This window comes from Vibrio sp. qd031, assembly GCF_002100145.1.
Classification (GTDB): Bacteria; Pseudomonadota; Gammaproteobacteria; order Enterobacterales; family Vibrionaceae; genus Vibrio.
Genome location: NZ_JXQD01000031.1, coordinates 130,773 through 142,284 on the forward strand (window position 1 = coordinate 130,773; position 11,512 = coordinate 142,284).

General features: G+C 45.9%; 12 protein-coding genes. 9 read left to right on the forward strand and 3 right to left on the reverse strand.

The genetic code is table 11. The annotated features are described in order from the left end of the window. Positions 1 to 279 precede the first annotated feature (279 nt). The 3 genes from ST37_RS17985 to ST37_RS17995 are packed head-to-tail and all read left to right on the forward strand — an operon-like array spanning position 280 to position 1,902. Positions 280 to 747 carry an RDD family protein gene (locus tag ST37_RS17985; RefSeq protein ID WP_084888924.1) on the forward strand — a complete coding sequence of 156 codons (468 nt, stop codon included), beginning with the start codon at positions 280 to 282 and terminating at the stop codon, positions 745 to 747. A gap of 41 nt (positions 748 to 788) precedes the next feature. After that, on the forward strand, positions 789 to 1,178 hold the full coding sequence (locus ST37_RS17990; RefSeq protein ID WP_084888925.1) for a DUF3224 domain-containing protein: 390 nt from the start codon (positions 789 to 791) through the stop codon (positions 1,176 to 1,178). 34 nt (positions 1,179 to 1,212) lie between these two features. Beyond that, positions 1,213 to 1,902 carry an aspartate/glutamate racemase family protein gene (locus ST37_RS17995; RefSeq protein ID WP_084888926.1) on the forward strand — a complete coding sequence of 230 codons (690 nt, stop codon included), beginning with the start codon at positions 1,213 to 1,215 and terminating at the stop codon, positions 1,900 to 1,902. A gap of 43 nt (positions 1,903 to 1,945) precedes the next feature. On the opposite strand, the gene cysM is transcribed toward ST37_RS17995, so the two are convergent. Both cysM and cra read right to left on the reverse strand, forming a co-directional pair. Then, positions 1,946 to 2,830 (reverse strand): cysteine synthase CysM, encoded by an 885-nt coding sequence (cysM, locus tag ST37_RS18000; protein ID WP_084888927.1) that lies wholly within the window; start codon positions 2,828 to 2,830, stop codon positions 1,946 to 1,948. 186 nt (positions 2,831 to 3,016) lie between these two features. Continuing rightward, on the reverse strand, positions 3,017 to 4,009 hold the full coding sequence (gene cra, locus ST37_RS18005; protein WP_084888928.1) for a catabolite repressor/activator: 993 nt from the start codon (positions 4,007 to 4,009) through the stop codon (positions 3,017 to 3,019). A gap of 258 nt (positions 4,010 to 4,267) precedes the next feature. On the opposite strand from cra, the gene fruB reads away from it, so the two are divergent. From fruB to ST37_RS18030, 6 genes are all read left to right on the forward strand, one after another. After that, a complete protein-coding gene (gene fruB, locus ST37_RS18010; protein ID WP_084888929.1) occupies positions 4,268 to 5,401 on the forward strand; it encodes a fused PTS fructose transporter subunit IIA/HPr protein in 1,134 nt (377 codons plus the stop codon). A gap of 10 nt (positions 5,402 to 5,411) precedes the next feature. After that, entirely contained in the window at positions 5,412 to 6,344 is a 933-nt protein-coding gene (gene pfkB, locus ST37_RS18015; RefSeq protein WP_084888930.1) for a 1-phosphofructokinase, read from the forward strand. 49 nt (positions 6,345 to 6,393) lie between these two features. Further along, complete coding sequence (gene fruA, locus ST37_RS18020; RefSeq protein ID WP_084888931.1) at positions 6,394 to 8,130, forward strand: PTS fructose transporter subunit IIBC; 1,737 nt, start codon at positions 6,394 to 6,396, stop codon at positions 8,128 to 8,130. Between the two features lie 201 nt (positions 8,131 to 8,331). After that, complete coding sequence (locus ST37_RS18025) at positions 8,332 to 8,937, forward strand: LysR family transcriptional regulator (protein ID WP_084888932.1); 606 nt, start codon at positions 8,332 to 8,334, stop codon at positions 8,935 to 8,937. 6 nt (positions 8,938 to 8,943) lie between these two features. After that, on the forward strand, positions 8,944 to 9,120 hold the full coding sequence (locus ST37_RS20085) for a hypothetical protein (protein ID WP_172401042.1): 177 nt from the start codon (positions 8,944 to 8,946) through the stop codon (positions 9,118 to 9,120). Between the two features lie 169 nt (positions 9,121 to 9,289). After that, positions 9,290 to 10,279 (forward strand): TIGR00341 family protein, encoded by a 990-nt coding sequence (locus tag ST37_RS18030; protein ID WP_143698247.1) that lies wholly within the window; start codon positions 9,290 to 9,292, stop codon positions 10,277 to 10,279. 21 nt (positions 10,280 to 10,300) lie between these two features. Here ST37_RS18030 and ST37_RS18035 read toward each other — a convergent pair whose 3' ends face one another. Then, on the reverse strand, positions 10,301 to 11,263 hold the full coding sequence (locus ST37_RS18035) for a magnesium transporter CorA family protein (protein WP_084888933.1): 963 nt from the start codon (positions 11,261 to 11,263) through the stop codon (positions 10,301 to 10,303). Positions 11,264 to 11,512: the final 249 nt, after the last annotated feature.

The following is an 11,512-nucleotide window of genomic DNA, read 5'->3' on the forward strand; positions in this document are numbered from 1 at the left end:
CCTAATTGATTATTGTGAGAACAACACGGCGTTGTTCAGCGATGCGGGGGATTATTGCGGCTTTATTTGTTGCGATAAACAGCAGTTATTGCAAATTAATTTTGTAAATTTAGCAATAATAAGGCGGTTTGAACGGCCATGTTGCCCATTTGGGTCAGTACTACCTATTCTTAGTGGTATCCATTCGAACTTGGTCAAAATAAATGACACCGAATTTTTGCTTTTGACCGACTTGATGTAGCTTAGAGTTCAGAGACTTACAGACATTGGAAATCAACCATGCAACAAGATCATACTCCTCCCTATGTGCTTGCTTCACTTTGGGCAAGATTTGCCGGAAACTTCATCGATTCGCTCATTATCGGGATCGTGTTGATCCCCATCGTCTATTTTGCCGGTGGGTTTGACATGATGATGGAGTCACAACCTGCAGAGCCTAGCTTGGCGCAAAATGTGGGCGCGGCGATTGCGGGTTTAGCGGTCTATGCGTTGGTCAATTGGAAGTCACTAGAAAAAGACGGTCAAACGGTGGGCAAGCGCATCATGGGCACTAAAATTGTATTCTTGGATGGCACACAAGCGGGGGCAGCGGATGTTGTGTTAAAACGTTACGCTGTCTATCTGTTATTGCCTCACGTCCCTTATGTGGGTGGTGTGATCAGTCTAATTGGGCTGTTGCTTATTTTTGGCGGTCAGCAGCGTTGCCTGCATGATAGGGTAGCAGGAACCAAAGTAGTGTGCAGTTAACGATCGTGGCATAGACAAATGAATACTCAAGGAAGATACAGATGAAAATTTCGGGTACGTTTGACGTTCAACTAAAACCTATTGATGGTTATGCAAAAGGCGAAGACGGCATTAATTTAGGCCGCATGTCGATAGACAAAGTGTTTGTTGGAGAGCTTGCGGCATCAAGTCAGGGTGAAATGTTAAGCGCCGTGACTCAAACACCAGGCTCGGCCGGTTATGTTGCTATTGAACAGGTGTCAGGCAGTTTAAGCGGTAAAAAGGGCAGTTTTGTGCTGCAGCATTATGGGGTGATGGATAAAGGGCAGGACAGACTTATTTTAGAAGTTGTACCCGACTCTGGCTGTGGTGAACTCAAAGGGATATCTGGCGCGATGTTGATCACCGTGGAAGATGGCAAACATCACTACGAGTTTGACTATCAGTTCTAGACGCCGATATAGCGATTAATTAGGGAGAATAAGAGTGAAAACAATTGGATTGTTGGGAGGCATGAGTTGGGAGTCTACCGCGAACTATTACCGTGCACTGAACCAACAAGTAAATGCTCAATTAGGCGGGTTACATTCAGCTAAAATTGTGCTTTATAGTGTCGACTTTCATGATATTGAAACCCTGCAACATCAAGGACAATGGGAGCAAACCGCTCAGCTACTCGCCATTGCCGCTAAAAATGTTGAAAAAGCCGGTGCAGACTGCTTAATGATCTGTACCAACACCATGCACAAAGTGGCCGACCAAGTGCAGCAGGCTGTCTCCATACCGTTACTGCATATCGCTGACGCGACCGCAACGGCTCTAAAAGAAGACGGTATGATCCATGTAGGTTTGTTGGGGACACGTTTTACAATGGAGCAAGATTTTTACAAGGGCCGCCTTATCGAGCAACATGGAATCGACGTCATGGTTCCCGACTCGACCGAGCAAACGGTGATTCACGATGTGATTTATAAAGAACTGTGCCAAGGAGTGATTAATCCGGCTTCTCGAGCCGCGTTTATTGCCATAATCGAGAAATTGCATCGTCAAGGTGCTCAAGCGATTATTTTAGGCTGCACTGAAATCGCGATGTTAGTTAAAGCTGACGATACCGAAGTGCCTTTGTATGATACTACCGAGATCCACGCCGCCATGGGCGTGAGGTGGGCAATCTAAATTGGGGTCAGAGTCAATTGACTCTGACCCCAATAATTTACAGCTAATAAATGCCAGAGGACAAATAGCGGTCCCCACGGTCGCAAATAATCGTGACAATGATGGCATTTTCAAGCTGCTGGCTTAAACGAAGAGCTGCCGCCACTGCACCGCCGCTCGATACGCCACAAAAGATACCTTCTCTCCGCGCTAAGTCTCGCATGGTCGATTCGGCTTCCTGTTGGCCTATATCCATGACCTGGTCGACGCGGCTCGCGTCAAATATTTTTGGTAGGTACTCTTTTGGCCATCGGCGAATGCCTGGAATACTGGCACCGTCCTCAGGTTGGAGTCCGATGATCTGTACGTCGGGGTTTTGATTTTTTAGGTAGGTCGAGGTGCCCATTATGGTACCTGTGGTCCCCATGGCACTCACAAAATGGGTGATGTTGCCTTGAGTCTGCTCCCATATCTCTGGTCCAGTGGTTGTCATGTGAGCTAATGGGTTATCGGTGTTGGCGAACTGGTCGAGTACTTTGCCCTTGCCTTCGGCTTGCATCGCCTGAGCCAAATCTCGTGCACCTTCCATACCTTCTTCTTTACTCACCAAAATAAGCTTAGCGCCGTAAGCGGTCATTGCTGCCTTTCGTTCTTCGGTGGCATTTTCTGGCATGATCAGTGTGAAAGGGTACCCTTTTATTGCGGCCGCCATCGCCAGTGCAATTCCTGTATTTCCACTCGTGGCTTCAATTAGGCTGTCGCCCGGTTTTATTTCGTTGCGAGCTTCGGCCTGTGTGATCATGGACAGGGCCGCTCTGTCTTTGACAGAGCCTGCAGGGTTATTGCCTTCCAGCTTTAATAAAATGGTGTTGGTAGTGTTTCCCTGAATGCGCTGCAAGCGAACCAGAGGTGTGTTCCCTACACAAGATTCTATGGTTGGGTAATCCATAATGTTTATTCCTTCTAACATTTTATGGCGATCGTCTATTAAGCCGTTTCAACTTAAAGTTATAGCGATAACGTTGATTGACCCCATCATCGTTTATGTGATGCTCAATAATCAAGTTTGTTTTTGTAATTCTCAGCATCGCAGAAAGCTATGAGTACAGTTACTGTAGCCCACAGCTAATAAGGCTTACTCATTATGGCGTGATCTTACTATTAAGCTACGCGGTATTAGTTCGACCCCTGCTTGATAACGCTTAGCTGATGCGTTTAGTGCTGAGGCAAGCGCACTATCAGCGATGATTTCGAACTGCTGTGGCACCGAGTTTATTTTTATAGGCAAAAAGTCCAATAGTCGATTATCACCAAAGGTGCCGAGCTTTTGGTTTTCCATCAACTCTGGATGCTCAAGTAAGGCGTCGAGAACACCTTCAAGTAAGGTATATGATGTAGTCACAATTGCATCGGGAAGGGTGCCAGCCTTAATCCATTGCTCAAATACTTTTTTTCCTTCTTCGCGATTGAAGTGCTCTCCATAGCCAATATGTGTCTCAATTCCACGATCTTTGATGGCGTTCTCAAAGCCGATTTGACGCTCGCGAGATATGTTCAGCTCTGGCAGCGCTCCAATGAGACCAATAGAGTGCACATCGTTAGAGATTAACGAAGCAGTGAGTTCAAAAGCAGCATTGAAATCTTCGCTAATGACACAGGCAAAGTATTCGTCATCAAGCGGGCGGTCAATCGCAATTATGGGTGTACCGTGGTTTTGTACTTTGAGGTAATGTTCACTCGCGTTTGGTAGGCAGCTTGCGACAAACAGTGCGTCTATTCTGCGACTGATTAGAGTGTCGGCTAATGCTTCTTCAGTGGCTGGGTCGTCGTCCGAGCAGCCAATTAAAATTTGGTAGCCCGCTTTGCGTGAATTTTGCTCAATCAATTTGGCAAGCTTTGCGTAACTGGTGTTTTCTAAATCAGGGATAATTAGACCAAAGGAGCGGCTGTGCCCTGCTCGCAACGAAGACGCAGCATGGTCTGGTTTGTAATTGAATTCTTCAACCACTTTAATGACTTTTTTTTGCGTTTTCTCACTGATACGGTATTTGTTTGCTTTACCATTTATTACATAACTGGCAGTGGTTTTTGATACACCTGCGAGCTTGGCAATCTCATCTAACGTCATATTTTCACATCTCATTATGTGGGCTTGATCATAAATTCATTGTTTAACTAGCCTTGGAACTTGAATTATACGCTGAATCGTTTCAGTATAAAAGCTGAAAGGATTCAGCAAATCCTGAAGTTTGATAAATGTCACCCTAAGTTTGATATCGACGCCTTTAGAATTTGCTGAATTTTTTTAACCAAAAGCTGAACCGATTCAGCTTTTGATAACAACAACCAATTTACCGTCAGAGGTTAGCGAAGGAGACCAGATACCATGCTAAAACTCTCAACAAGCGACATAAAACTAAATCAAGCTGCCGTTCAAAAGCAGGAGGCCATTACGGCTTTAGCAAAAGACCTAGCGGGCAAACAATTAGTTGACGAAAAATACCTCGAAGGAATGCTAAATCGAGAAGCTCAAAACTCAACATTCTTGGGCAATGGCATTGCCATTCCGCATGGCACAACCGAGACGCGCGGTTTGGTGCAAAAAACCGGTGTAGCGGTTCACCACTTTCCTGCTGGTGTCGATTGGGGTAACGGTAATACGGTGTATGTAGCAATTGGCATTGCTGCAAAGTCGGACGAGCACCTCGGAATTCTAAAAGCACTCACCAAAGTACTTTCCGATGACCAGGTTGAAGCAAAGTTGCAATCGGCTACCACGGAAGCAGATATTGCGGCCTTACTTAATGGAGAGGTGCAACTGACGGCAGAGTTTGAAGCAGCTCTTATTCAACACGATTTTCCTGTGACAGACATGATTCCATTGAGTGCGGTTGTCAGTGGTTTGATTAAGAATTCAGGTGCCGCTAATACTGACTTTGTGACTGAAATTGTTGCCAAAACGCCCACCAGCCTTGGTAACGGATTGTGGCTAGTCAGTGGAACACGTGGTGTAACACGTACAGCAATCTCTTTTGTATCGGCCGCAACACCTTTCGATTATGAAGGCAAACCCGTAAAAGCGTTGCTGGCGATAGCGGCGTGTAATATGTCGCATCAACGTGTTTTGGACATTATTGGCCAACACATTGCTGAGGGTCGACAAACAGCGATCGCAGAGGCAACACCTCAAGAATTGCTCGCGCTCTTTAGCCCAGACAGTGAAGTCGCTGTTAGCTCGACCTCGACCAACCAAGCCGTATTTAAAATCAAGAACGCCCATGGGCTGCATGCTCGCCCAGGAGCGATGCTTGTGGCTGCCGCTAAGAAATTTGACGCGACCATAAAAGTGGCGAATCTAAATGGTGACGCCAAGTTAGTGAATGCAAAAAGCTTAATGAAAGTGATAGGCATGGGCGTGACACAAGGGCATGAACTTAAATTTGTCGCTGACGGCCCTGATGCAAAAGAGGCTCTTGCTGCTATAGGTGCTGCGATTGACGCTGGCCTTGGCGAAGGGTAAGGAGTCCGTTATGTCGATTAAAAAAGTTGTCACGGTAACGCTGAACCCTGCTTTGGATATGACGGGCCACTTGGACGCTCTCAATGTAGGCAGCGTGAGTCGGGTAAGCCGCAGCTCACTTGAACCTGCTGGAAAAGGGGTAAATGTTGCACAGGTGTTGTCTGACTTGGGTGCAGAAGTAACAGTCACAGGGTTTCTTGGCGCCGACAATCAACAGAGCTTTTGCCAGTTGTTCGAGCAGCAAGGGGTGAACGATCAATTCGTTCGTGTCGATGGGGCTACGCGGATTAACGTCAAGCTTGTTGATTCAACGGGTGCAACAAGCGATATAAATTTTCCAAGCTTCAAGGTTAGCCCTATCGACATAGAGCAATTCGAGCGCACGTTGTACAGGTTAGCTAAAGACCACGAATACTTTGTGATTGCTGGGAGCCTACCTAAAGGTGTGTCACCACAACTGTGTGCAAGTTGGATTCAACAACTGCATTCATTAGGTAAAAAAGTGCTGTTTGATAGTAGTCGTGACGCTCTTGCTTGCGGTCTCAATGCTAAACCTTGGCTCATCAAACCTAATGATGAAGAGTTGTCCGAATTGCTTGGTCGTGCATTAACCTCAGCTGAGCAATGTCAGCAGGCAGCCAATGAGCTCTCTCTTAAGGGAATAGAAAACATAGTCGTTTCGATGGGTAAAGATGGCGTTATGTGGCTCAACAACGGTCAATGGTTGCGCGCCAAGCCACCAGCGATGCAAGTGACGAGCAGCGTGGGCGCTGGTGATACGTTGGTGGCCGGCCTTTGTTGGGGCCACATGCAACATATGGATAAGACAACATTGCTGTCATTCGCTACTGCGCTGTCAGCTCTGGCGGTTACTCAGGTTGGCGTCGGTATAAAGAATTTGGACGAGCTCAATGCCCTACAGAAAACCATTGAGCTTAGCTAGCGTTCGCTAGTCAGATGTTAATAAATATAAGACAAGAAGGTCGATTACTATGAATATTGCAATTGTAACTGCGTGCCCTAGTGGGGTCGCAAACAGTGTTATCGCAGCAGGCTTGCTGTCCAAGGCAGCAGAGTCGTTGGCGTGGACTGCTAAGCTCGAGTGTCAGTCTAGCGTTATGGAGTCGGAGACGTTGAGCGCGGACGATATTGCGCGCGCTGAAGTGGTGGTGATAGCCGCGAGCACTTCGATTGATACCAGCCGTTTTGTAGGTAAAAAAGTGTATCAGGCTGATATTTCTGCTGTAACTGAAGACGCCAAAGCATTTTTAGAAAAAGCAGTAGCGGCCGCGACAGTGCTTGAACAGTCACACGCGACGACTGTGAATACTTCGTCGACTAGCGGGGCTAAGAAAATTGTCGCCATCACAGCTTGTCCAACAGGAGTGGCGCACACCTTTATGGCTGCAGAGGCGCTAGAGGGCGAAGGGAAGCGACGTGGTCACCAAATTAAAGTTGAGACTCGTGGCTCGGTAGGCGCGAAAAACCAGTTAACTGAACAAGAAATTGCCGATGCTGATCTGGTGATAATCGCCGCCGATATCGACGTACCACTTGATCGTTTTCATGGCAAGAAACTGTATAAAACAACCACTGGACCTGCATTAAAGAAAACCGCCGACGAGATGGATAAAGCCTTTGAGCAGGCTTCGGTTTATCAACACTCAGGCAATGCAGATTCGTCTGCTGCAACGGGTGAGAAAAAAGGTGTCTACAAACACTTAATGACTGGCGTATCCCACATGCTACCGGTGGTCGTCGCGGGTGGTTTGATTATCGCATTGTCGTTTGTGTTTGGTATTGAGGCGTTTAAAGAAGAGGGCACTTTAGCGGCGACGTTAATGGATATTGGCGGTGGAGCTGCTTTTGCTTTGATGATCCCAGTCCTCGCCGGTTATATTGCATTCTCCATTGCTGATCGCCCTGGTTTAGCGCCTGGTTTGATTGGTGGTATGTTGGCCTCGTCCACAGGCTCAGGTTTTTTAGGTGGTATTGCTGCAGGCTTTATTGCCGGTTATGCCGCTAAATTTATCGCCGATAAAGTCCAACTTCCCCGCACACTCGAAGCGCTTAAGCCTATTTTGATAATCCCTTTGCTTTCGTCGTTGTTTACGGGCCTTGTGATGATTTACATCGTAGGTGGTCCGGTATCGGCTATCATGACCTCATTGACCGACTTTTTGCAAAACATGGGCAGCGCTAACGCGGTATTGTTGGGCATAATTCTTGGCGCAATGATGTGTTTCGATTTGGGTGGGCCAGTGAATAAGGCCGCTTATACCTTCGGTGTGGGTCTATTGGCGTCTGAGTCGTATGCTCCAATGGCCGCAATTATGGCTGCTGGTATGGTTCCCGCTTTGGGTATGGGACTTGCGACCTTTATTGCACGTAGCAAATTTAACGCTGATGAGCGAGAAGGCGGTGTGGCATCTTTTGTGTTGGGTCTATGCTTTATCTCTGAGGGTGCTATCCCGTTTGCAGCGCGCGATCCAATGCGTGTGATCCCATGTACTATGGCCGGTGGTGCCGTTGCAGGTGCGTTATCTATGCTGTTCGCCTGTGAGTTATTGGCTCCCCATGGAGGCTTATTCGTATTGCTCATTCCTAACGCCATCTCTCCAGTGCTGATGTATTTGGTTGCTATCGCAGCGGGTACAGCGGTCACCGGATTTGGGTATGCGTTTCTTAAACGTACCGAAGAGCAAGAAGCGGCGTTAGCGAAAGCTTAATAAGATTAGAGGATTCTATTGCCGTATAGGTCTCCTCCCCCCCGATTTGTGGAGATTATACTTGGGACATTCTTAGAATGTCCCTTTTTTACTTAATAATTAACGTAATGTCTTTTTGCATGGCGCACTTTGATTCGATGATATAATGATACGGGCAATTTTGTCATAGCCATCGAACATCTTTTCGCACAATGAGGCGACATGCTAAACGAGCAACAATTACTAAAACAAGATTTTAACCTACTGATGTTACTTAAGATATTAGGGGAAGAGCGAAATACAAGTAAGGCGGCTCAGCGTATGTTTGTGACTCAATCTACGGTGAGTAAAGGACTAAAAAAACTGCGTCATCAATTTAACGATGAGCTGTTTACTCGACATAAAAATGGGTTAATGCCGACAGATTACTGTATTGGACTATTGGATAAATTACCTTATGTGCTGAACGCCATCTCTACGATGTATGAAGGTAGGGTGATTGATGATATCGATAACTACTCTGGAAATATTTCCATTGTTGTGAGTACCTCTTTGTTCAATCCGTTTGCTGTGCTGGCGGCGAAACATTTTCACCGCGTCGCCCCTAATGCTACGGTTGAAGTTAAAAATTGGGGGTGGCAGACTGAGAGGGATCTCATCAACGGTAATATTCATGTCGGTATTAACTATTTCCCGCTACTTATTTCCAAAGAGATAATTTCAAAGCCAATCTGTGACATTCCTCGTCAAACCTGTGCGCGTCAGTTTCACCCTCTATTGTCACTAGATCACAAACCTACGTTTGCCAACATTGCCGATTATCCTTAGGTGATCATGGATTTGCCTAATTATTCCAATCATCGCACTCACATAGAAAAGTTGCTGATTGATGAGGGGTTGTCACCCAAGGTGATCTTACGCTCGGACAATAGTTACCTATGCAGTGAAATGTTAAAAGAGAGCGACGGTGTGATGCCAGTGGTTCGCATTGCTGAACCATTTTTTGCATAACTGGACAGGCACGTTTATCGCCTCTCCAAATATTGGAATACAACTTAGGTAAAAGCCAGTTGCGCCTAAATCCATAATCCATGGTTTTTCTTGTGATAGATACAACTTAACCGCATAAGGTGTTTCATAATTCAGGACAGGCACCTCAAAAACTTGGAACAAACTGAATATGGCGCAGCGTCTCATAAAAATAGTAATGGCTCCTACTTATCTTGAACGCAGTAAAAGCCTTTTAGATGAGTTGGACAACCTTACTTACTGGGAAGAGGAAGAGTCTGAGCATAGTGTGGTGTGCAATGTCTTAAGCAGTGTCGAGCGCTGTGAAGAAGTCATGGATTGTTTCGAGCAACAGTTTGCACACAGTGACGGTTTTCGGATGATTTTGTTTCCTGTTGAGGCTACGGTGCCACGCATTGTAGAGCCTGTGGAAGATGCGACGACCGAAACCAAGGCTGATAAAGCCGCGCGAGTCAGCCGAGAGGTGTTGTATAGCACTATTGTGGACAGTACTAAAAACAACCGCACGTACGTTATGATGGTTGTGCTATCGACGGTGGTTGCGTCGATTGGCCTACTTAACAACAATGTTGCCGTCATTATTGGCGCAATGGTAATAGCGCCATTTTTAGGTCCAAATGTTGCGCTAGCACTGGCAACATGTTTAGCCGACAAAGAGTTAGGGAGCAACGCATTAAAGACTTTTGGCAGTGGTATTTTGATCGTGTTGGCACTTACTATTTGTGCAGGGTACTTATTACCGGTTGATTCAACCGTCTCAGAAATAGCAGCCCGAACTGAGCCCAGTTTTTATGACATTGTACTAGCGCTGGCATCCGGTGCTGCGGGCGTATTAGCGTTCACAACCGGTGCATCGGCTTCGGTCATTGGTGTTATGGTGGCCGTAGCCTTGCTTCCGCCTTTAGCAACCTTTGGGCTGCTGTTAGGAAATGGAGACGTAGGACTTAGTTTTGGCGCACTATTGCTGTTCTTAGCTAACGTTATATGCGTCAACCTAGCAGGCGTAGCCACCTTTATTTTTCAGGGCGTTACCCCGAGGGTGTGGTGGGAGGCGGATAAAGCCCAAAAAGCGTCGAAAAAAGCTCTAACGATCTGGGCTATCGGGTTATTTTTATTGTGTACATTATTGATTGTTTGGTGAGTCGCGCAGGTACACTGCAGGCTAAAGCCACCGGATTCGCTTGAACACAAACATTAAGGCACTCGCCATAGCTACCATTATCCCCCACAGCACGAAATAGCCGTATTTGAATGACAGCTCTGGGATGTATTCAAAGTTCATCCCATAAATTCCGGCAACAAACGTCAACGGCACAAAAATAGCCGATACCACAGTCAGGATCTGCATAGTGCGGTTGAGTCGGTGTGAGCTCAATGATATGTAGCCTTCAATCAAGTCACCACATAGGTCGTAATACATAGCGGTCAAACTTTCTAATCGTTCAAACTTGTCATGTACATCGCGCAAACTGTGTTTGATCTCATCTTGAGTTGTATCAATGAACAAGAAGGATTCATCCATCATTTGTTTGGTGAGTTTGGCATGATAAGACTGAACTCTTTGGATTTTCCTTAAGTGAGACTTAAGCAATATTAGCCTATTCATTAAATCGTCGCTGGAATTGGCCAACATTTCATCTTCGAGCTCACTGATTTCATCTTCTGCATCCAAAATGGCGTCAGTAAATTTTTGGGCGGAGGTGTTCATTATCTTGGTAAACAATAAACTTGGAGAACGCAGGTAATTGGCCAGCTGGGTACTATTGGACAGTGCTTGTATAGCGTAGGAGTGACTAATCCGGCGAGTGATAAGAATATTCTCGCCAAGAAATCCAGCTAAAGCCATGGTTTCGATATCGAGTTGTGGCTTTGATGAACTAAAGCCACGGTAAAGAATGAAAGTAAACTGCTCAAATTGTTCGATTTTTGGTGGCCGTCTAATCCGTTGAGCATCTTGTATTGCGAGTGGGTGGCAACCTAGCTCTGTCAGTAGCGAAGTCTCTTCTTTTGTCTCCACACCGTGCATATCGATCCACACATTGCCACCGTTTGCTTTCCAGCGTTCGATAAGCTCTCCCCCACCGCGGTGTAGGACATTGTTTTCTAGATAAAATACAGTGAGCATAAATACCTTCCATTGACCTATGTTTGTTGACTATAACTCTGATTGAATGGAGATACATAATTTTTGGTGGGTCTTTTTACTATGTATGCGAAGTCCGAATTAGACTAAAGTAGATTAAAGGACACACACCGAGTGAATAATGGTGACCTATCCCCATGAATTAGAACCATGACATTGATGAGATTTCTAATACACTAGAAATAATGGAGATCTCAAAATGAAAAAACGGTACACAGAAGAACAAATCAT

Excerpts from the sequence above, each read along its gene's own strand:
- ST37_RS17985 (WP_084888924.1), top strand. The coding sequence starts at position 280 with ATGCAACAAGATCATACTCCTCCCTATGTGCTTGCTTCACTTTGGGCA.
- cra (WP_084888928.1), bottom strand. The coding sequence starts at position 4,009 with ATGACGTTAGATGAGATTGCCAAGCTCGCAGGTGTATCAAAAACCACT.
- fruA (WP_084888931.1), top strand. The coding sequence starts at position 6,394 with ATGAATATTGCAATTGTAACTGCGTGCCCTAGTGGGGTCGCAAACAGT.
- pfkB (WP_084888930.1), top strand. The coding sequence starts at position 5,412 with ATGTCGATTAAAAAAGTTGTCACGGTAACGCTGAACCCTGCTTTGGAT.
- ST37_RS18030 (WP_143698247.1), top strand. The coding sequence starts at position 9,290 with ATGGCGCAGCGTCTCATAAAAATAGTAATGGCTCCTACTTATCTTGAA.
- fruB (WP_084888929.1), top strand. The coding sequence starts at position 4,268 with ATGCTAAAACTCTCAACAAGCGACATAAAACTAAATCAAGCTGCCGTT.
- ST37_RS18035 (WP_084888933.1), bottom strand. The coding sequence starts at position 11,263 with ATGCTCACTGTATTTTATCTAGAAAACAATGTCCTACACCGCGGTGGG.
- ST37_RS17990 (WP_084888925.1), top strand. The coding sequence starts at position 789 with ATGAAAATTTCGGGTACGTTTGACGTTCAACTAAAACCTATTGATGGT.
- ST37_RS18025 (WP_084888932.1), top strand. The coding sequence starts at position 8,332 with ATGCTAAACGAGCAACAATTACTAAAACAAGATTTTAACCTACTGATG.
- ST37_RS20085 (WP_172401042.1), top strand. The coding sequence starts at position 8,944 with ATGGATTTGCCTAATTATTCCAATCATCGCACTCACATAGAAAAGTTG.
- cysM (WP_084888927.1), bottom strand. The coding sequence starts at position 2,830 with ATGGATTACCCAACCATAGAATCTTGTGTAGGGAACACACCTCTGGTT.